Below are 20,090 nucleotides of genomic sequence, written 5' to 3'. Positions count from 1 at the left end.
TTGCCCACGGAACCATGGCGGAAATTGATGCCGCCGCTAAATTCCATGATTTCTTGTATATTAATGGGTGGTTCCATTGCCCTGACTCATCTTTGGTCGCTGTGAACTTCGAGCATCTCGATATAGAATTTTTTCGAGCAGAAGTCGGGCTCCCTCATGGTGGCGTATTGGCGCTAGGCCCAGACAAGGGATTCAGATGCCAGATCATCAAATCCACCTCGTCTTTCCCAGCTGGTGGACGGCTTATCTTCCATACTTCCGACGGAAAACAAGTCGCATATGATTTTGATGAGATGATGAGCCGCCGATTAGCAAATGTTTCGACGGCCGAACTGCACGGACGTTTTCTGCAGCGCCTTCAAGCGCCAGGCTTTTCGACCATGCTCGACATAGGCGGCCGAGCACGCTCCGCAGTAGACCGATCGGCTCTTTTTCCTCACCATGAGGTTACCGTACTCGACATCGCCCCAGGCGACAATGTGCACGTGGTGGGGGATGCCCACCAGCTTTCATCTCATTTTCCTGCAGGCAGCTGGACACCTCGAAGAACGCGTTGTTTTTGTGCTGACGATGGTGCGAGGGGTCTGATGTCGGCCATTGAGCCGTGACGGGCGGCCTTTTCGGCCATGTTTAATTGGTTTTCGGTGATTGAGCGCCGCTCGGTGCCCCGGTTTCGCGCTATGCGGGCGCACCTTGCCCCTCGAGCCAGGCGAGGCGCTGGAAGTTATAGACGAGGTTCACCATCCCGATCTTGATGCGGGCGCGGGCGATGCCGATGGTACGCACGATGAGCCCCATGCGGTGTTTTTGCCCGGCGAACACGTGCTCGACCGCCGAGCGGACGGCGGAGCGCCTGGCATTGGCCCTGGCGATGCGCTCGGGCATAGCACGGCGGTTCGGTTTCCGCTGGTGGATGTGGCTGGTGAACATGCCCTTGGCGAGGAACGCCTCGTTCTTCTTTGATCGATAGGCCGTATCAGCCCACACGCCAGAGCCGGTGTTCCCTTTGCTGATCAGGTCCGGCAGCCGCGCGCCGTCATGGGCGTTGGCCGCACTGGCATCCCATGTGCGGATCAGCCCATGGGCCCGGTCGATGGCGATGTGGTTCTTGTAGCCGAACATCGGGATGGCCAGATCGACCGGCTTGGCAGTTCTGGGATCGCCACCGGCCCGGACCTTGGCCTTGCTATACTTGATCGACCAGCGCGCATCGCGGTCCTTTTGCCGCGCCTTGGCCGGGCTCCAGTCCTCCGGCACGCGGCCTTCCTTGATCGCAGCCTTCTCAGGCTCGGTATTGCGTTGCTTGGGCGCAGGCACGACCGTGGCGTCGATGATCTGCCCGCCCATGGCGAGATAGCCCCGGTCGGTCAGCGCAGCATCGAAGCGGGCGAAGAGCCTCTCGATCGCCTTGGCTTTGACCAGGCGCTCGCGGAACAGCCACACTGTCGTCGCATCCGGCACTGTGCCGTCCAGCCCAAGGCCAAGGAAACGCTGAAACGAAAGGCGATCCTTGATCTGGAACTCAGTCGCTTCGTCGGAGAGCGAATAGAGCGCTTGCAGCACCAGGATCTTGAACATCAGCACCGGGTCGAACGGCGGGCGGCCACCCTTGCTGCGGCCGCTGCGTCGAAGCGCTGCTGTCAGCGGCCCGCGGAAAACCTCGAAATCTACGACCGCCGCCAACCGCTCCAGCGGATCGCCCGCTGCGCTCAGCGCATCGTACCTGTTCGAAAGATCAAAGAAACCAGGCTGCCCTGCCATCACCGCCTCCCCTGTGTCGCAAGGCATTGAATCAGGCCAGAGCCTCAAATGCTACCAGTTTTTCGAGGCGTCCAGCTTCGACGCGGTCTACTCGGTCAGCGTGTTTGAACATCTCCTCATGCCTTGGAAGGTCGCCCTTGAAATGAATCGCGTTCTTCGGATGGGAGGAATCGCATATATTCACACACATCAGACTTTGGGACTTCACGATATGCCATGGGATTTCTGGCGCTTTTCCGATACCAGTTGGACACCTTGATTTACCTCTGGCGGTGAGGGCGGGATTATGATTCCATCGAGTTGCAGCGATGGAGGCGTATGTGTCGGTTCAGCGTGGGTTTTTCGATCTGGATGAGCGGTATGCGGCGTTGTCGGCGGCGGGCGATCCGTTGGAGAAGTTGAACGGACTGATCGACTTCGAGATTTTCCGGCCCGCGCTGGATGCGGCCCTGCAGCGTTCCGATGGCAGCAAGGGCGGCCGACCGCCGATGGACCCGGTCATGATGTTCAAGACGTTGATCCTGCAGACACTCTACGGCTTGTCGGATGGGCAAGCGGAGTTCCAGATTCTGGACCGGCGCAGTTTCGGACGTTTCCTCGGTCTCGACGATGGCGACAACACGCCCGACGAGACGACGATCTGGCGCTTCCGCGAGGCACTCGTGCGCGCCAATGCCGTCGACGCCCTGTTTGCCCGGTTCGATGCCCATCTCAAGGATCAGGGCTACCTGGCCATGGGCGGCCAGATCCTCGACGCCAGCATTATCGCCGCCCCGCGCCAGCGCATGACCAACGAGGAGCGCGCCATCGTCAAGGACGGCGGCATTCCCGAGGGCTGGGCCACCAAGCCGGCGAGGCTGGCGCAGAAGGACCGTGACGCGCGCTGGACGCTCAAGCGCGGGCGGCGGAAGAAAGGGCCCGACGGCAAGCTCATGGCCGAGATCGCCACGCCCATCTTCGGCTACAAATCCCACATCGGCATCGACCAGCGCCACGGCTTCATCCGTACATGGTCCGCCAGCGATGCCGCCCGCTACGATGGCCGCGAACTGCCCGGCCTGATCGATGCGGAAAACACCGGCAGTTCGATCTGGGCGGATACGGCCTATCGCAGTCAGAAGAACGAGCGGGCCATCCTGCGCGCGGGGCGCGTGTCGAAAATCCACTTCCGGCGTGCGCCTGGCAAGCCGCTGCCTGTGCAGCGCCAGCGTGCCAATGCCGCGCGTTCCAAAATCCGATCCGCCGTCGAACACGTCTTCGCCACGCAGAAACACAGGATGGGCCTGTTCATCCGCACCATCGGCATCGAGCGCGCCAAAGCCAAGATCGGCCTCGCCAACATCGCTTTCAACTTCAAACGTTTCCTCTACTGGGAAAGCCGAACGGCCACGACGTGATCAGACGCTGCTCAGGCCGGAACACGTGGTTCTCCCCTCCAGCGGCCGGAGCGCGATGAACGCATGGCCGTAAATCCGCCTGCTGACCATCCCACACGTTGAAGACAACCCTGGAACCCGGTAAATCAAGGTGTCCAGTTGGGATGGGCTGTTTAACAAATTGACGGGTTTTAAAATCATCGGGCGCGCAATGGCGCACGAGCATTTTCTCATTCCCTTTATCTGGAGGCCAGACAAGCACGATGCCGAGTATAGTGCGGGCTACGAGAGTTCAGCCGTATATTTGGAAAAGACAGGTGAATGCACGATGGAATGGCCCATTAAACTGGATCAGATCATTAAAAGCCAATATCCCCCCAGCGTTTGACAGCCCCTAAAAATATCCAGTGGTAAAGTAGGGATCTCTCTTCATCAGATACCCCTTAGCCCAGCCAAGCGTTGTGCGGTTGAAATGGTTTGGAAAATCACCCACAACCCCCTTGCGAAAGAACGACGAATTATCACTGGCTCCTCGATCGCGACCGCCACTCACCTTGTTGAAATCACAACGCGCGACCACCTCTGCAACAATGTCGGGTGAATGTTCCAGCCCAACCTGCCGGTAGAGTTCCATTATAGTCCCTTCAGGCATGGCCGAGAGGGATTCATAACTCACGAAATGGACTCGACCAGGGTATTCGCGCTTGGCAAGCGCTGCATAATGATTGAACGAAAGCCAACCATCGAAAACATTGCCGAGATAATCTTTGTCGCTGAGAGTTTCAGCAACCAAAGTCTCTTTATTATCATTCCCCTCAATAATCGCACTGACCACATTGGATGGTAGAATCGAATAGACCTGAGAGGAAACTAACCTGTCCTTGGCATTTATTAGAATGAGAACTTCATGATAGGCTCTGGAAACCGCAACATCGAGCGGATGTCTATAACAATGAATGTAATGGCCGTGTGGGAAGAGCAGGAGTATCTGCTGGGCGTGTAATGCATTTCCTGGACTTTTGTCGCCGACATGGGAGGCTCCAGTCAGCGCTGCCAACTGGCGAAAGGTTATCTCTGCTCGACCAAAGCCCATCATGCCGATCGCATTAGAATAGGGCTTTTGAACGACCGAAGCCCGGCGGATGTAGCGCTCCTCGGCGGGCATCGGAAGCGCCGAGAGATTGTAACTGTTAAATGGCCAATCCCAGAAACTATTTTCGCCTGTGATGATACAGGATGGATGCGAGTTAAGCAGCATTTCCATCCATGTGGTTCCAGACTTGGGCGCGCCTCCGACGAACAGCGGCGTATAACTCAAACCTTGCTCACGCAGAAAATTCGTTGATGTACACATCACCGGATTGAAAGGCTCTATCGAACAATGCCCATTGCGCATTTGAGCAATAGCTACTCTGCGATGCGCGCCGCTCTCATCAACGAGTACGATCCAGCGGCGCTGCCCTTCTTCCAGTTGTAAGTCAAATTTCAAATAGCATGTGACACGAGTTGAGCCGCCAGCTTTCTTAGCTAGCGCCCAATCAAAATTTATGAAATCGAACGAGTCTCCTTCCACATGTGGTAAATGCAGACCCACCATGCGGTCGGTGACAGGGCACTCCACCTTAAGAAAAAAAGATGGTTGGGAGCCGGGCTGAACTGCTCCGAAACAGAATTGATAGTCCGTTAGGCTTGGCTCATCATGATAGACTATCTTCAATGCGCCGTTCGCCACATCTGTACCGGAAGCCTTTTTTTTTGCTACCTTAGCCAAGCTCATGTCCTCGTTTTCAGAATTACCATTGCCTGAGTTCCTGAAAACCCCTCGACTATTCCATGAACTTCAAAGTACTTTCCCCATTCTCTATAGATATACTCATGCGTATGAGCAGTATCTGTATATCTATTTCCAGGAACATCGGCAATATCAGGGTTAAGTTCGGCCGCAACCCGAATCCCATTTTCCTTAAAATGAAGCAATGTGTTCATTTCCTGCCAACCTAGTATGGCCCATGAGTGCCAACCGTGTATAGTTAGTGCAATGACGGCGCCGGGCGCGGCGATGCGGGCAAGCTCTTGCAGCCACGCAAACTGGTCATCGACCGTGAGGTGGGTCATGACCGAATTGGCGTATATCAGGTTAAACCTGCCATCTTCAAAAGGCGTAGGAGGGTCTGTCGAGATCTGCTCGAACTGGATGTCTCCCATATTCTCGCGGTTCCAGGCAATATTCTGTCCATCAATGTCGATCCCGGTGAGCCGGTGTCGATCAGACTTGTCGAAAAAACGGAGCATGCGGCCGCATCCACAACCCCAGTCGAGTATTCGATCGAAGGACGAAAAACCTTCATAGCCCATCTGCTTGAGCAGATATTCGAGCTTATAAATAAAAGTAGCGCCAAATTTGAGATATTGTTCCGGTGCGCCATCGCGCCCACCGATCCTTGTTAGATTGGCAGCAGCAGGCAGCGGGTCTGACGACGGGCCGAACCATAGGCTCCCGTAGGGATCAGGCTGGGCCCAGCTTGGGCCGGAAGCCATTGCAATTTCTATGCGCTTTTTGATATTGAGAACATCAAAGCCCTTCACGCGAAACCGCACACCGAAATGGCGCCCTCCCTCTGGGTCAATCGCAGTATCGATATGGTTGGGAATGTGCAGTTCAATATCGGTGACACGCTCCCCATTGACGAAGAAGCGCGGATCACCGCCGAGATCTCCATGAGGGATAGCAAAGCCGGTAAACTCCGTCGTGCGCTTATCAATCTGCTCGACGTTCAGCCCCAACATTCCCCGCGCCCACTCCTGGATGAGAGCCAAACCAAGCCTGTTCTGCTTAAGGTTCGTCATCCGGAGAAAATCGAGAATCGGCCTCGGCTCCGGTTCAAGATGCTGCGCAAAGGCGCCCTGATGAGTGGCAGCCAAATGATGCCTTCCAAATGTCAGATAATCGTCCATCTTATATTTGCACCTTCCGCCTCAGGATGATCTTCAAACTGAATGTCGTTCTCGAAATATATGGTCTCATCTGCACAACTTATGGGTATGAAGCAACGTCTTCCATGACTGTCGTGAGGCCGGAGAGAGGCGAGCGAGCTGTCGCGCCAGTTTCCTGCCTGCTGTAGCGGTCCTACGATCCGAACTGTCCGCCATTTTAAGACATAAATCGCGCCCATCTCTGTTGAGAAAAAGCTTGGTGGGAGTTTGATCGACGAATGTGCACAGTCCGTCCCCCAATACGTCGGGGAAATTGAACGAGCCATGGAAACCGAAGCTGCTTCGCGGCTCCTCCCGCTCAAAGGCAAATCGGCTAGCCACCTCCCATGGCGCAATGCGAATGTTAAAGCCCTGCTCCAACACTGCACGATTAATATGACAAATACCGACATCCTCGGGCTGGTAAGCGCTTACGGCAGGATCGGCTGTAGCCTCAAGCAGGCGGCGCGAGCGCAGAGAAAAACCCCCGTTGCCGACTGATCGCACCTTTTCAAACTGAGGCCAGGGCGCTCCTATATAATCAAAGGCTAGGAAATCCGCACTCCACATCGCCGGATCGGTAACGAATCCGTCCCACTGGACAACGAGAACATAGGGCGTGCTGATGTAGGAGTGGAGATTCTTCATCATGAAGTGGGAATAACCATTTATGTCGGCAAATGGTTCGATCTTGATCTGCTCGATAATGTCAGGGGCTTCACCAAGATACACACTGCTAAGTAGCTTGACACTACCAAACCGTATTCCACGCAGGCTGATTTGCAACGCCCGCAAGGCCGGCGCCGGATCGATGGAAGCGACCGCGCAAAGCGTTATTTGCGGAAGATGCAGCGTATCCGAAGTATTCAAAGCTTATTCGCTATCGTAGGCTGAGAAGCGTCACGCGCTCAGTAAAGCTTGTTGCCGGAAATGGACCATGTCCCTTAACGTCTGTGGTAGCGTAATCTGCGGCTGCCATCCGGGGGGCAACGGCTGCCCATCATAGGGACGCATGATCTCACGCGCACGATAAGGACGTCCCCCGAATTCTACGTCGATCCGCAAACCTGTCTCCTGCTGCAACTGGTCGACTAAATCCTTTAGGTTGATCGCTTCATGGGAGCGAAGACCATAAACGCTATGCGCATCCGCCTCTACCGATGTAACAAGGTCGACCGCATGAACAAAGGCGCGCGCTGCGTCGCGGACATCGACAATATACATATGCTGCTCACCTGGAGACATTTTGAGCGCTTCACCTCGCAAACCTGCATCGATCAACAGGTCGATTATCCTGTTGCGGTCATCTCCCGGTCCCACGATATCGAACAGTCTCAGGGTCGCACATTTGAGGCCGCTTTCGCAATAATGAGGGAGAATATCCTCAAAACATTGCTTGGTAGCAGCATAATAGTTGAACGGACGATAAGACCCGTCCTCACCCCATTGCCAACTGGTGCCCGCGTTCACCAGAGCGCGGACATTAACCGCTTTCATCGCTTGCAGGAGCCGACTGGGGAACAGGATATTGGCATCGACATATTCCTTGAGCTCTGAAGGTGACTCTCCACCCCTGCTCTTGGCTGCGACGTGGATGACGGCATCTGGCTTGAAGTGCGCGAGAATATCCTCCAGATTATCATAGCCTTCAGACATTTTTGCGGTTGCCAGATGGTTGCCAATCACCTTTTGTAAACGGTCGAGCCGGGTTCCTGGTCGATGTATGGCTAAAACATCATCTCCACGTACCACGAGGTGGGCCGCAATATGAGAACCCAGAAAACCAGTCGCCCCCGTCAGCAATACTCTCATTTGCCCGCCCCCAGTTTCAGTCGTCCAACCATTCGCCCAGTCGCGCCGCCAGACGCCCCTTAAACATACTGCCCGCCCGTCGGGTTGCGAAATCCAGCACAGTTTCAGGCCACGCCGCAAAATCCTGCTCTGGGCGCCTCGGACTTGCAACAATATGGTCAATTGCCACACCATAGGTGGCGCGGCTATCGTAACTGCGCGCAAGTTTGTGCATCGCTGCTGCCCGGGTCGCCAAAGCCTTCGGGTCACTTTCGATTGTACTTAGCACGTTCAGATAACTTTGCTCGTTTCCAGGCTTCACCACGAACAAGGCTTCCGGGCACACTTCATCTGCAACTTGATCCCCTGCCGTGTTGATCGCAGGAATTCCGAAGTAGAGATAGTCGAGAAAGCGGAGACGATAGCTCTGCCAGTTCTCCAGAGTGGGAAGATTGACATTCAGGCCAACGTCAGCTGCAGCGGTATATTGCTTTACCACTTTGCTGGCACGATACCATTCATCCTCAATTACAATATTCTGGCCAATGAGATTGGAATGCTGATTAATAATATTCTTTGTCTGAGCAATATAGCCCGTGTGAAAATCGTTCTCCGGCTGCTGGAAACCCATGATGAAGATTTTGAGTTTGCTCGATCGGGCCTCACAGTGGCGACAAAAAGCTGAGATAAAACAATTAAAGTCGGTCCAAGACCATACACCACCCGAATTGACGATGGCTATTTCACCGTCTGCTAGTCCCATTTGACGCCGGATTTGTTGTCGATCAACGACCTCGCGACGTTCCTCTTCCACAATTCCGAGCGGCGCCACGATTATGCGGTCAGCAATCGAGGTCTTAGCGACAAACTTGAAAAACACGTCAAGCAAATTTTTCATCCGCTCGTTCTGCGTAATCAAAAAGTCGACATTATATCGTATGGCTGTGATGGTATCGAAGAGATATTCGGCACCAAAGGTTTCAGGAGATTCCGACCAGTGAATGGCGGCCTGGATTGCCACGATCTTTGCATGAGGGAAGACGGTGCGGACGTTCATCGCCTCCAGAAACACGCCTACCACAATGTCGGGGCAAACCGTGCCATAGTCCGTTCCATCGGACCGCGCATCCCAGAACGGATAAACGCTATAAATACGATTATATTGCGTCGTGCGCTTGTCGTCTTGGATCGAGCAGATGAACAGTTCGTAACCCTTACGCAGCGACTCGTGAGCGAATTGAAACAGATTCTTATCGTGGCTAAACCCTGCAATTGGGGGTTGGCCGGAAACCAGCTGTGCCAGCGTGGCATTGTCCATCAAAATCAGTATGCGCATAGTTAAGCTATCGCTCCGACCTGAAGTTCATATAAAGTCCCAGCGCAGCATGAGTGCTCGCCCGCCTCGGAACGATTTGGGATGACCGCGGGCAACTATTTCCATCAATATTTCGTCTACTTCGTGAGAAGCGCAAGCCCTCGAGTCCAGCAGTAACTTCTCGATGTTGAATGGCTCGATGATACGCCGCAATACTAGGTCCTTTTTGAGAACACCGGCACCCAGGAACAGTAAGGGAGCTGCGCCATGATGAATATGACTACCACGAAAAATATAGCCGACGATTGTGTCCGTCATCCGATCTCTAGCGGTACGATTGAATACGGCGACCTGCTTATCGTTAGGAAGGTCGACCAATTCCATATGTCGACCGCCGACTGGCTTGGCCGGTACATTGTTGCTCGATGATCGAACGAATTGGCTGATTAGGCCGCCGAGCTTTTGAGCGGGGTCTTCAGACAAAAGCCTCTTTTTAGAAGAGACGAATTCGTCTAAACTTTCATTTACTTGAATTAGAGGGTGCTTGTGCCGGGATTTGAAATGGGGTTCCATAGCCTCGGCAATCATGCTGACGCGGTCTAAATCCAGCCTCTCAAGTCGAGATTTCAGCTTTGCGATAGGCCATTGCACATGCGGCATATAGCCTGCCTTTGCTACGCAGCGGGAAAAGCCGATTTCGCCCCTTGCAATGGCGTATCGGCGTGTAGATAGCGCCGCATATTTCCTCCAATAGTCTCGCACCCGGCGCTCACGAAAAACCTGACCTGATATCCCAAACATATACGAACTGATGTGATATCCGCGATCGTAATTGTCAGTAAGGCCTACGAAATGACGGCTTGGCGCGTCAATATAGCTGATGATCTGCTCCTCAGCGGTATCGACCGTGATCACGCTATCGTTGATGTAAACGATGCGTGAAAAATTTGCATGCCCGCTGTCCTCCAGACCATAGAGCAAGCGAGAAGCATCGCGGTAGCAGCCAAAATCCCGACCGAACGGACGCCTCCGGATCACGCACCATCCACGCTCAGCCAAAGGCCGCAGGATTTCCGCTGCGCGTGGGTGGTGGCTAGCCACGATAATGCAGTAACCACGCCGCTCCCATTTTTCGAGAAAGCGGATGTGGAACGATCCGAGCTTTTCAGTGGGATAAGCCGCAAATACAACAACGCGGTCGCTCGTCAGACGATCAGCATTTTGCACGTCCACAACTGTGGTTTTGCCGCCGAGCTTCAGCATTGCAAGGCTGATACGGTCGCGCCATCGCAGATATCCCTCGATCAACGGAACCGCGACTGGCTTGGTGTATTTAGCTAATTTCCAGAACATGAGGCAGCAATCAATATCCAGAACAGAGTTTGCAAACGCGGAAAATGCATATTTCCGCTATTCGTCGGAAGCCCGTAAGTAACCACCCTGACAGGAAGCCTCCTATGATACCATGCGGTTAATCTCGCGAAAACCCGATCTAGGCTTTTGCGCGCGATATATTATCGCTGAGCAATAGCAGCTACGGTCTTGGCGATGGATAGGGATGCCGTCAACCCCGGCGATTCTATACCGAAAAGATTTACCAGCCCGACAGCGCCATGCGTTCGCTCGTCCTGAATGACGAAGTCCATATCAGGATTGGAAGCGCTGGCAATTTTCGGTCGAATGCCGGTGTAGCCTTGGCAGAGCATATCCGGATTGAGCCCAGGAAAATATGAGCGTATCGCCTCGATGAAGGCTGCGCGTCGACTATCATCAAAGCTATAGTCAAGCTTGTCGATCCAACGGATGTCCGGTCCGAATTTCACGTGGCCGCCCATGTCCAGAGTAACGTGGACGCCCAGCGCTCCAGGGAGGGCAACAGGATAGACCAAATGCGAGAAGGGTGACGGGCCGCTCAAGACATAATAATGACCGACCGCGAAATGGCTATCGGGGACGTGTTCTGCCGAAAAGCCCTTGATCGATCGAGCGGTCGCCGGCGCGTTATGCCCGGAACAGTTGATAAGCCATCGAGTGAAAATTTCGGTGCCGTCATTCAATGAAACGCTGATGCCTTGCTCACCTTTCAAGACACCGCCTGTCATTTCGCACGACGGGACGAAATGGCCGCCGGCCATCTGAAGGTCATGAAGCAGGGCAAGCATAAATGCATGACTATCGATAATGCCGGTACTAGGTGAGAGCAGCCCTGCGACAGCGCGAACACTGGGTTCGAGCCGCGCCACTTCATCGCCATCTAACCAAATCAGGTCATTCACGCCATTGAGGCTGGCACTTGTTCGATAGCGGTCAAGTGCCCCCGTCTCGGACTGCGAAGTAGCAACAATAATCTTTCCGAGACGCTTGTGGGGAACATCTCTCTCCACACAGTATTCATAAAGCAGCTGTCTACCTTGTACGCAATGCTGTGCCTTAAGGGATTCAGAGGGATAATATATCCCTGCGTGAATTACCTCCGAATTGCGCGAGCTGGTCTCTGTACCAAAAGTCTCCGCTCGATCAATGACAAACGTCTCATAGCCAGCCAGCTGAAATTCTCTCGCAATAGCTAACCCAACAACTCCCGCTCCCACCACGAGGCAATCACAACGATACACTATACCCCCTATCGTGCCTCGCGTAACGGCAAATTCAAAAACTTAACCTCAGAGACCCCTTAAAAACTCAAGGTCCTGGTGAGCCAAGTCCGGCCAGGATTGGTCTTTGTCAGAAATCTCTGATATCGCGATGGGCAGATTAATCATTAAATCTGGATCGTTAAAGCGAACACCACCTTCAGAAGCGGGGTCATAAAAAGCGCTTGCCATGTACAGCGCCTCTGTATCGTCTCTCAATGTTACAAATGCGTGCCCGAAACCTCTTGGCACATAAATCATGCGCCGGTTTTCCGCTGTTAGTTCGACACCTGACCACTGCTTAAACGTGGGGGAGTCAGGTCTCAGGTCGACGATGAAATCGAACAATGCACCCCTGATGCATCGCACAAGCTTCACTTCAGAAAACGGCGGACGCTGAAAGTGCATGCCTCGTAAGACACCCGCCTTGGCATTGAACGAATCGTTCATCTGAACAAAATTAGTCTCCAAGCCCAGTTCACCAAACTCTCTCTGGCAAAAAGCCCTAGCAAAAAAACCACGTTGGTCACCGCGAGGCTGCAAATCTATAGTGTAAGCGCCTTTCAGCGGCATCTCATTGAAAATCATATAAAAACCTCATCTCAGTACAGAGCGGTCAGCACCAGTATAGAGCATCATCGAGGCGTCCGGCCTGAGCATGATCCTCCAAGACCTTCAGTCTCATGAACTGCGACGACCTAAAATTACCGTCAGCGAAATTCATTGCCCGCAACCCTTCAACGAGTTCATTGATAGCTTGTTCCAGCTTAACCTGCGGCTGATGATCTGGCGCCAGTTCACGATACCGGGAAAAGTCGACACGGTAGGATCGTTTGTCGGGCAGAGCGTCGACATTTATGGCTACGCTGGTGCCTGGAACCGCTTTTGCTACGGCTTCCGCAAGGTCTTTGACCTGATAATTCCATTCGTCGCAGCCCACATTAACTGCGACATAATTGCCGCCTGCTTCAGGTGTACGAACGAGCGCCCATTCGATCGCCCGCGCCATGTCTTTCACGTCGATAAGCGGGCGCCATGGTGTACCATCGCTGAGCACCGTGATTTCCTGGTTGGCAAGAGCGCATGCCACAAAGTCGTTGAGCACAAGATCGAGCCGCAATCGAGGCGACATTCCGCATGCGGTGGAAAACCGCAGGGAGGTGACCACCGCATCTCCGCATTCCAGTTGTTCCAGCGCCTTCTCAGTGGCCACCTTGGAGCGCGCGTAAGCCGTGAGGGGATTGAGATCGTCTGTTTCCTTGCGGGGTCCTCCAGTTGCAAACCCGTACATGCTGCAACTTGAAGCAAAAACGATGCGCCTTACACCTAGCCTAAGCGCCCTCTGGGCAATATCTGCACAGGCCTCATAATTTATTGCGCTGGTAACACCCTCATATTTTTGCCCCATAGGATCATTGGAAACAGCGGCAAGCATTACCACAGCATCCACCTCTGACAGCAGTTCTTCCGGCAAATCCCGGACATCCCCAAAATACTGGCGAGCACAGCCTGTTTCTGGAAAGGCGCCAGGCGCCGTCAGGCAGTGCGCAAAAAGACCGCTATCATAGCCGTACAGAATTGCATCGGGCATGGCACTTCTAAGATGCGATACCAGCTTTGGCCCGACATAACCCATGTTGCCGGTAACAAGAATTTTCATTATTTCCTCACCAAATCTTCCAGGGCGCAGCGCCCGATGACCACAATTCTTCTAGTTGCCGTTTGTCACGTAATGTATCCATTGGCTGCCAGAAACCATCATGGAAGTAGACTGACAGCTGGCGCTCCGCAGCGAGCTGCTCCATGGGCTCACGTTCCCAAACAGTCTCATCGCCCTCAATATAATCTCCAACTTTGGGCGAAAGCACAAAGAACCCACCGTTGATCCAGCCACCGTCTCCCTGCGGCTTTTCTTGGAACCCAAGAACCTGATTACCCTCGTACCGCAGGGATCCGAAACGGCCTGGCGGCTGAGTTGCAGTAACGGTTGCCAGCCTGCCCTCAGCGCGATGCGTTGCAATCACCGCACTTATGTCGACGTCTCCAACACCGTCCCCATAAGTTAGACAAAAAGCCTCGTCATCGCCAATGAACGGCAAAATTCGCTTGATCCGTCCACCAATCATCGTGTCATCACCGGTGTCAACCAATGTTACGGACCATGGCTCTGATTTATTAGCATGAACATGCATAGAATTATCGCGCATCTGAAACGTAACATCAGAAGTATGCAGATAGTAATTGGCAAAAAATTCCTTTATCACATAACCCTTATATCCAAGACACACGATGAAATCATTTATTCCATGTGCAGAATATATCTTCATAATATGCCAAAGAATGGGCTTCCCACCAATCTCGATCATGGGCTTTGGCTTATTGACAGTTTCTTCTGAAATACGAGTTCCGAGTCCACCCGCAAGTAAAACTGCTTTCAATGCGTCAACTCCTCAATTACTTACATAATTCTCAATCGCTTCATCGATACTCGAAAAGCGATGGAAGGTGCTGTCTCTCAGGACAAGTACGATATCGCAGTGGTGGCGAATGTATTCTGTATCGTGAGATACGATCACGAAAGACCGATCGATACGCTTGACGAACAACTCCTCATGGCATTTCTGATGGAAACGGCTGTCTCCTACGGCGACTACTTCGTCAATTAAAAAACAGTCAAATTCTATTACCATTGAGATGGCGAAAGCTAGGCGTGCGCTCATGCCAGAGGAATAGTTCCGTATCGGTTCATCAAGGTAGGCGCCGAGCTCGGAGAAATCGCTTACGAAATCAATACAGTCCTCGTGGTCTTTACCGTATATACGGCAGATCAACCTGAGATTATCTCTTCCAGTGAGTGAACTTTGGAAAGCCCCGCCGAAGGCGAGCGGCCATGAAACGGTCATGTCCCGAACCACTCGTCCTGCTGATGGGAGCTCCGCCCCACTCAGCAGCCTTATTGTGGTAGACTTTCCAGATCCATTGCGCCCTAATATACCAACTTTTTCGCCTCTGGCGATTTCCAAATTTACATCCTGCAGGACAACGCGCTGGCCATGGCCCAGCGGATAGCGCTTGGATACCTGCTCGAACCGGATCATTGCAGCACTACCCGGTTAGCGACATAATTGACATTGAGGAACCCTGCGACACTCATAACGCAACAACAGGTTACCACATAACCGAGGTCGTAATGTGCAACAAAAGCGGAACCAAAGAACCCCTCCCGGATATACTCTACACAATGGACCATTGGCAGCCATAGCACAAAGTCTCGGAAAGCCGGGGGAAGCGCATCCGCTATAAAGGCAGCTCCAGAAAGGGGGAAAAGGAAATAGGTCGCCGGATGCCATATTTTTTCGATGATTTCAGTTTGCTCACTCAAGGAACCTATCAGCAGCCCCATAGACCATCCGAACCAGTTCAATAGAAGCCAACCCGACAGGACCTGAAGTACGTCTTCCGGCAAAGCAGTCCATTCGACTACCCAGAATGCCAGGGTCAAAAAGAGAAATGACATCGATACACCTGACGTTTCTAGCAGAAGTCGAGCGAAATAGATGTCAATCAGCCGAACGTTACGGTGATGCATGATCCCGACGTTGGGCAACACCGCGTTGGAAAGCCTACCAGGGATATTGCGCCATACAAGAACAGATGAATAGCCAGTAATGGCGAACGGCACGATCGGCAGATCGGAACCATGAGCTGCCTTGGTAAACGTCCAGAAGATGGTGATACCGACGGTGAAAATCATCGGTTCTACAAACAGCCACAAGAAACCTATATTATGTCTGCCGTAGCGGGTCAGGGCCTCACGCATCACTAAAGCGAAAATGATGCGCCTCTGGATGGCCCAAGATTGTGACAACGAACTGTTCAACTCCCTGCGCATAGGAATTAGCCGATATGCTCGCGGATACCTGCGAACAACATACGCAATACACCCCAGACTGCGAGCCCCAAAGCTAGGACAGCCAACACCCCCCGCCACCTCCGCGGCTCTAGCGCATCGTCGGGCAGGTTCGGCTCGACGATACGCTCCACATAGGCCTGTTTCCGCTGCGCTTCGTTTCGCGCCTCCTGAAGAGACGCCAGCGCACCCGCCAAATTCTTGTCGGCAAATTGCGCCTCCAAGGCAAGGCGCTGATATTGCGCAGCGGTGGATGAAAGGGATTTGCTATCTCCAGCTACCTTCCCAAGCTCCTCGTCGATCTGCGCCTTGAGGTCTTCGGCCTTCGTCTCCAGAACCGGAATCTGTGGGTTTTGCGCTGCAAAGTTGCGCAGCTGGCGCAGCTGCGATCGGGTCGCGATCAATTCGTCCTGAATCTTAGAGATCATCTGGAGCTGCACGGCCGCCTGTTTCTCAGGGTCCACTACGCCTTCGCGGTTGCGATAGATAGCCAGCGCAGATGCGGCTTCGCGCGCTTTCTGCTTAGCTTCGTCCACCTCGATCTGGGCAAAGCGGATCAGATCCTGCCGCCCCCGTGTATTGAGCTTGTTGACGGTTGCCTCCGCCATTTCGAGCAGCTGGGTATTGAACCGCTGCGCATCCTGCGGCGTGTAGGCGCGCACGGACAGCGTTGTGATCGACGAGGTAGTGTCATGATCGACCTTCACTTTCTTCCGATAATATTTGTAAAGGTCCTCGAACGTATCGCCTGTGCCCAACGAATTGAACCTGTCGAAAATCGAAATATCAGCGGCCGAGTATGCCTTCTCAAATGATCCGCCACGGTTGAGCGCCGTTAGGGCATCACGAGACGCAACATAATCCTGTGCCGCAAAGATTTCGTCGCCACCGTTGGTGAATCCGGTCGATTTCAGGAGCACGCCAAGCCCGGTCGTCGCGGGCTTGTCTGGGCTGCGCACAACGAAGCGCGATTCCGATATATAGACATCGGAGGCGAACAAGCCAAAATAGAGAATAGCAATGGTGGTGGGGATCACCACGGTGATCCAAAATAACGGGCCGAGCGATTTAAGCCGACGCATTACATTGCCCGCAATGCTTGATGGCCCATAAGAACCCGCCCCGGAAATCCGTGAGTAACCTGCTTCGACTTCGGAGCCTATGCGGGGGCTATCCATAGCGTTTAACCATATTCTTGTTCATGCGCCGTCCTAACCGGCAGGGCATTGCCTGTCCAGAGCGCTTTGCCGGGTGACGCTCAGCCGGTCGCACGCAATAAACACCCTCTGAAAGGCCCTCACATTCCGACTGGACTTCGCACCCCGTTCGAGCATTCGTGCACTACCCCCAAAAACTCAGGGATTCAGCATGTTCGACAGTTATCAGATTCGCATATCGTTCCCCGGATTGGATGCGGGCAACTGCGTAAGGACGTACAGCTCGCAACTGCCGTCAGCACCTTATCAAAGGGCCTTTCCGACGCAAAACAGCAGTCTCAACTCTCTCATCGATGCCTATATTTTAAGTCCAGAATGGTGCCAACTCGCTGATCGGACGCGCTATGTCTGGCGCCTCATTGTTGAGCGCATCCGCAATCGGTGGGGCACCACGCCCGTGGCGCTTTGGTCGGATCCGCAACAACTGCAGGCCATCCTCGCATGGCGCAACGAATACTCGCATCTGCCCCGCACGGCCGATCACCAGCTGACCGTCCTCCATCATATGCTCGCCTGGGCGCGACTGCATGGCTGGGTGACCATCAACATCGCCTCCAACATCCCGCGCCTCTACAAGCCGGGCTCGCGCGCCGAGATCATCTGGCTGGATGACGAAATCGAGCGCTTCTGTGCCAATGCTCCCGGACATATCGCCGACGGCATGCGGCTTGCCGCCATGACGGGCCTGCGCCGCGCTGATCTGGTTGCGCTTAAATGGCAAGAGATCGAGCAGTTCACGATCAAGCGCGTGACAGAGAAAAGCGGGCGTCGGCGCAAGCGGGCGATCATCCCCGTTACGCCCGAACTGCGCGTTCTATTGGATGAACTGCAACATCGCGCCCGAGGGGCGGGAGTGGAAACCGTGCTGGTCAACAGCCGAGGGCTGAGCTGGAGTGGAGATGGCTTCAGCCATGGTTTCAACGAGGTGCGGGACGCTCTCGACATCCGCCATAGCGATGGCCGCAAGAAGCACCTTCACGATGTGCGCGGTACCTACGCGACACGACTGGTGAAGCTGGGCCTGTCCGATCAGGAGGTCGGAGATATCATGGGCTGGAGCGCCCAACAGGTTGGCGAAATACGCAAGATCTATGTCGAGGATGACACCGCCGTGCAGGCGATCATCAACCGGATATCGACGAGCCGCATATGAGCGCCGATGATGAGCAGCTTGTACTCTGGCTTTGCATGAAGGCGGCAGCCATCATGGAGGATACCCTTTCCATAATTCGCCCGCCGTTTGATTGCCAGGAAGACGCTTTGATTGCGGTCGAAGCTCTTGAACGACGCGCAGACGCAATCGCCAAGCTCGCGGCTGCTGCTGTAGCTCTGTCCGAAAACTGAAAACGTTTATTAGCGCCGTAGACAATTTGATCTGAAGGCAAGCATACTTTCCGCTTGAACCTTTGCCGCGCAAGAGCAATGGTCGCGTCGTTCCCTGTGAAAGCCAGGGAGCGGGGCCTAGTAAACCCCAACCTGTAGGAACTCGGTCGAACTTCTCGGCCGGGTGGCATGCACGTATGTCCAGCCCGCAAGGGTAAAGGTGCATGCGCCTGTGCCTACGGTCAGGTTTACTACATTCTCTAGCTGAGGTTCCCTGCCTTGGGTGCAGGGCGGCGATGGGAATGATCAGATCATGATTTTGTCCTTTGTTCAAGGGCGGTGTTGATCCTTCCGGAGTGCAACAGTCTCTTCGGGGTTGCGCGAGTGGCGTGGCTGCCTTGTTTCGCGCACCGCATTATGGGCACTCGTATCGAAGGGGGGAGCTCCAACAACCGTAGCACAGGGTCATTTCTGCCCTAATGTTAGAACCGGAGTCTCTGATCCCTCCGCCTCCCGGGAGGATCTGTCCGCCGTCTTCACGGTGGAACTTTTCAGGCCCGTGCCGCCTGCATCATCTGGCGATGCGGAACGACGGTGTCGGCCTTGAACTGGAAGTGAGTGCCATCGCGCCAGATATCGAACATGATGATCGCCAGCTTGCGGGCAACGGCGATACGCGCCTTGTGGAAGCCGATCTTTTTCGCCAGCCTGATCCCCCAGTCCTTCAAGGAGCTGAACGTCCCGGTTGCCGACAACAACACCGTGGCTGCATTGACCAGATGGGTACGGGTCAACCGGTTGCCCATCTTGCTGATCGAACCACGTGTCAGGCTTTCTCCCGACTGATAGACCCGCGGTGTCAGCCCCAGATAGGCCGCGACATCATCGCAACGACGGAAGCGCGCTGGCTCCTCTATTGCGGTGAAGAATGACAATGCCGTGATCGCCCCGACGCCGGGTATTTCCATGAAGCGCCGGCATACGGGATTTTCGTGCGCCAGTGCGTCCAGCTCGGCCTCGATCCGTGCCGCGTCGGCATGCAACCTGGCACACAGGTCGAGGATTGGCAGAATACGCGGACGCAGGTTGATGTCATCCCGATCCTGGATCTGCAGCAGTTGTTCGACGACCCGTTCCCGGAAGGTGGCGGGCAGTCTGGCTCCGGCCTCGACGCGGCCGCCATAGACGCGCAGCAGACCCCGGATCATCGCTTCGTTCTGGAGCCGCTGCTGCACGAGCCGCTGACGCATGACAAGCTGCGCCCTGATCTCGAAGCAGGCCGCGCTCTTCACATAGACCTCGGTCAGATAATCGCGGCCCGTTCGTGTGATCTCGGCGATCCCGCGCGCATCGTTGGTATCGGTCTTGTTCCGCCGGATCGACAGCACGCGATGCACCTGCAATGCATCGAGCACCGCCACCTGAAAGCGCTGTCGTCGAAGATGGGTCGCGAGATGAACCGAGCTCCCACCCGACTCCATGCCGATGCACACCACATTGGACGTGAAGTTCTTGCGCAGATAGCGTCCGATCTCTGTCGGATCGGATTTCATAGAACACTGATGCAACACCGTGCTTTCTGCGTCGATCACGCAGACTGAAGTTGACTTCAGCCCGACGTCGAGCCCTACCCACACACGCCCGCGGGTCGGGTCTGCTTCGGCAACTGCCCGTAACGCGAGCAACTCGGGGTTTGTGATCTTCTTGGCCATGGGTTTTCCTTCCTGTGCTGCAGTCTGACGCCTGCAATCTGAAGGGAACCTCAGCTAACCCACAACCGGCTTCGGCCGT

At 54.3% G+C, this 20,090-nt stretch carries 20 protein-coding genes; 5 read left to right on the top strand and 15 right to left on the bottom strand.

Features of this window, described 5'->3' with window-relative positions; all coding sequences use genetic code 11:
* Window positions 1–14 precede the first annotated feature (14 nt).
* Window positions 15–608, top strand: coding sequence for a hypothetical protein (locus OOT33_RS00695; RefSeq protein ID WP_307748050.1), 594 nt, complete (start codon window positions 15–17; stop codon window positions 606–608).
* Window positions 609–678: 70 nt separating this feature from the next.
* Here the strand turns inward: OOT33_RS00695 and OOT33_RS00690 are convergent, their stop codons facing one another.
* Window positions 679–1,761 carry an IS5 family transposase gene (locus OOT33_RS00690; protein WP_307748049.1) on the bottom strand — a complete coding sequence of 361 codons (1,083 nt, stop codon included), beginning with the start codon at window positions 1,759–1,761 and terminating at the stop codon, window positions 679–681.
* A gap of 13 nt (window positions 1,762–1,774) precedes the next feature.
* On the opposite strand from OOT33_RS00690, the gene OOT33_RS17835 reads away from it, so the two are divergent.
* On the top strand, window positions 1,775–2,020 hold the full coding sequence (locus tag OOT33_RS17835) for a methyltransferase domain-containing protein (protein ID WP_373690468.1): 246 nt from the start codon (window positions 1,775–1,777) through the stop codon (window positions 2,018–2,020).
* A gap of 61 nt (window positions 2,021–2,081) precedes the next feature.
* Window positions 2,082–3,158 carry an IS5 family transposase gene (locus OOT33_RS00685; RefSeq protein WP_307748048.1) on the top strand — a complete coding sequence of 359 codons (1,077 nt, stop codon included), beginning with the start codon at window positions 2,082–2,084 and terminating at the stop codon, window positions 3,156–3,158.
* Window positions 3,159–3,531: 373 nt separating this feature from the next.
* Here OOT33_RS00685 and OOT33_RS00680 read toward each other — a convergent pair whose 3' ends face one another.
* The 13 genes from OOT33_RS00680 to OOT33_RS00620 form a co-directional block, all read right to left on the bottom strand.
* Window positions 3,532–4,908 carry a sulfotransferase gene (locus OOT33_RS00680; RefSeq protein WP_307748047.1) on the bottom strand — a complete coding sequence of 459 codons (1,377 nt, stop codon included), beginning with the start codon at window positions 4,906–4,908 and terminating at the stop codon, window positions 3,532–3,534.
* Window positions 4,909–4,910: 2 nt separating this feature from the next.
* A complete protein-coding gene (locus OOT33_RS00675; protein ID WP_307748046.1) occupies window positions 4,911–6,092 on the bottom strand; it encodes a methyltransferase domain-containing protein in 1,182 nt (393 codons plus the stop codon).
* A gap of 66 nt (window positions 6,093–6,158) precedes the next feature.
* Window positions 6,159–6,980, bottom strand: coding sequence for a DUF5672 family protein (locus OOT33_RS00670; protein WP_307748045.1), 822 nt, complete (start codon window positions 6,978–6,980; stop codon window positions 6,159–6,161).
* Between the two features lie 30 nt (window positions 6,981–7,010).
* Window positions 7,011–7,922, bottom strand: coding sequence for an NAD-dependent epimerase/dehydratase family protein (locus OOT33_RS00665; protein WP_307748043.1), 912 nt, complete (start codon window positions 7,920–7,922; stop codon window positions 7,011–7,013).
* A 16-nt stretch (window positions 7,923–7,938) separates the two neighbouring features.
* The gene (locus OOT33_RS00660; RefSeq protein ID WP_307748042.1) at window positions 7,939–9,237 is read right to left on the bottom strand and encodes a hypothetical protein; all 1,299 of its coding nucleotides are present in this window, start codon (window positions 9,235–9,237) and stop codon (window positions 7,939–7,941) included.
* Between the two features lie 27 nt (window positions 9,238–9,264).
* Window positions 9,265–10,569: a hypothetical protein gene (locus tag OOT33_RS00655; RefSeq protein ID WP_307748041.1), complete on the bottom strand. Its 1,305-nt coding sequence runs from the start codon at window positions 10,567–10,569 to the stop codon at window positions 9,265–9,267.
* A gap of 161 nt (window positions 10,570–10,730) precedes the next feature.
* Complete coding sequence (locus OOT33_RS00650; RefSeq protein ID WP_307749256.1) at window positions 10,731–11,807, bottom strand: FAD-dependent oxidoreductase; 1,077 nt, start codon at window positions 11,805–11,807, stop codon at window positions 10,731–10,733.
* A gap of 72 nt (window positions 11,808–11,879) precedes the next feature.
* Window positions 11,880–12,437: a dTDP-4-dehydrorhamnose 3,5-epimerase gene (rfbC, locus tag OOT33_RS00645; protein WP_307748040.1), complete on the bottom strand. Its 558-nt coding sequence runs from the start codon at window positions 12,435–12,437 to the stop codon at window positions 11,880–11,882.
* 28 nt (window positions 12,438–12,465) lie between these two features.
* Entirely contained in the window at window positions 12,466–13,509 is a 1,044-nt protein-coding gene (locus OOT33_RS00640; protein WP_307748038.1) for an NAD-dependent epimerase/dehydratase family protein, read from the bottom strand.
* 7 nt (window positions 13,510–13,516) lie between these two features.
* Entirely contained in the window at window positions 13,517–14,287 is a 771-nt protein-coding gene (rfbF, locus tag OOT33_RS00635; RefSeq protein WP_307748037.1) for a glucose-1-phosphate cytidylyltransferase, read from the bottom strand.
* Window positions 14,288–14,299: 12 nt separating this feature from the next.
* A complete protein-coding gene (locus tag OOT33_RS00630) occupies window positions 14,300–14,947 on the bottom strand; it encodes an ATP-binding cassette domain-containing protein (RefSeq protein ID WP_307748036.1) in 648 nt (215 codons plus the stop codon).
* Window positions 14,944–15,741: an ABC transporter permease gene (locus OOT33_RS00625; protein WP_307748035.1), complete on the bottom strand. Its 798-nt coding sequence runs from the start codon at window positions 15,739–15,741 to the stop codon at window positions 14,944–14,946. The genes OOT33_RS00630 and OOT33_RS00625 overlap by 4 nt, the downstream gene beginning before the upstream one ends.
* Window positions 15,742–15,746: 5 nt before the next feature.
* Window positions 15,747–16,796: a hypothetical protein gene (locus tag OOT33_RS00620; protein WP_307748034.1), complete on the bottom strand. Its 1,050-nt coding sequence runs from the start codon at window positions 16,794–16,796 to the stop codon at window positions 15,747–15,749.
* 331 nt (window positions 16,797–17,127) lie between these two features.
* Between OOT33_RS00620 and OOT33_RS00615 the strand changes: the two genes are divergently transcribed.
* On the top strand, window positions 17,128–18,129 hold the full coding sequence (locus tag OOT33_RS00615) for a tyrosine-type recombinase/integrase (protein ID WP_307748033.1): 1,002 nt from the start codon (window positions 17,128–17,130) through the stop codon (window positions 18,127–18,129).
* Window positions 18,126–18,320: a hypothetical protein gene (locus OOT33_RS00610; RefSeq protein WP_307748032.1), complete on the top strand. Its 195-nt coding sequence runs from the start codon at window positions 18,126–18,128 to the stop codon at window positions 18,318–18,320. The genes OOT33_RS00615 and OOT33_RS00610 overlap by 4 nt, the downstream gene beginning before the upstream one ends.
* Window positions 18,321–18,850: 530 nt before the next feature.
* Here the strand turns inward: OOT33_RS00610 and OOT33_RS00605 are convergent.
* Window positions 18,851–20,011: an IS110 family transposase gene (locus tag OOT33_RS00605; RefSeq protein WP_307748031.1), complete on the bottom strand. Its 1,161-nt coding sequence runs from the start codon at window positions 20,009–20,011 to the stop codon at window positions 18,851–18,853.
* Window positions 20,012–20,090: the final 79 nt, after the last annotated feature.

The organism is Sphingobium sp. DEHP117 (assembly GCF_030867385.1).
GTDB lineage: Bacteria > Pseudomonadota > Alphaproteobacteria > Sphingomonadales > Sphingomonadaceae > Sphingobium.
This window is presented reverse-complemented; position numbering and strand designations above follow the sequence as displayed.

Bases quoted from the DNA above. Each gene is read 5' to 3' on its own strand.
- OOT33_RS00695 (WP_307748050.1), top strand. From the start codon at position 15: ATGGCGGAAATTGATGCCGCCGCTAAATTCCATGATTTCTTGTATATT.
- OOT33_RS00690 (WP_307748049.1), bottom strand. From the start codon at position 1,761: ATGGCAGGGCAGCCTGGTTTCTTTGATCTTTCGAACAGGTACGATGCG.
- OOT33_RS00675 (WP_307748046.1), bottom strand. From the start codon at position 6,092: ATGGACGATTATCTGACATTTGGAAGGCATCATTTGGCTGCCACTCAT.
- OOT33_RS00665 (WP_307748043.1), bottom strand. From the start codon at position 7,922: ATGAGAGTATTGCTGACGGGGGCGACTGGTTTTCTGGGTTCTCATATT.
- OOT33_RS00660 (WP_307748042.1), bottom strand. From the start codon at position 9,237: ATGCGCATACTGATTTTGATGGACAATGCCACGCTGGCACAGCTGGTT.
- OOT33_RS00655 (WP_307748041.1), bottom strand. From the start codon at position 10,569: ATGTTCTGGAAATTAGCTAAATACACCAAGCCAGTCGCGGTTCCGTTG.
- rfbC (WP_307748040.1), bottom strand. From the start codon at position 12,437: ATGATTTTCAATGAGATGCCGCTGAAAGGCGCTTACACTATAGATTTG.
- OOT33_RS00640 (WP_307748038.1), bottom strand. From the start codon at position 13,509: ATGAAAATTCTTGTTACCGGCAACATGGGTTATGTCGGGCCAAAGCTG.
- OOT33_RS00630 (WP_307748036.1), bottom strand. From the start codon at position 14,947: ATGATCCGGTTCGAGCAGGTATCCAAGCGCTATCCGCTGGGCCATGGC.
- OOT33_RS00625 (WP_307748035.1), bottom strand. From the start codon at position 15,741: ATGCGCAGGGAGTTGAACAGTTCGTTGTCACAATCTTGGGCCATCCAG.
- OOT33_RS00615 (WP_307748033.1), top strand. From the start codon at position 17,128: ATGTTCGACAGTTATCAGATTCGCATATCGTTCCCCGGATTGGATGCG.
- OOT33_RS00610 (WP_307748032.1), top strand. From the start codon at position 18,126: ATGAGCGCCGATGATGAGCAGCTTGTACTCTGGCTTTGCATGAAGGCG.
- OOT33_RS00605 (WP_307748031.1), bottom strand. From the start codon at position 20,011: ATGGCCAAGAAGATCACAAACCCCGAGTTGCTCGCGTTACGGGCAGTT.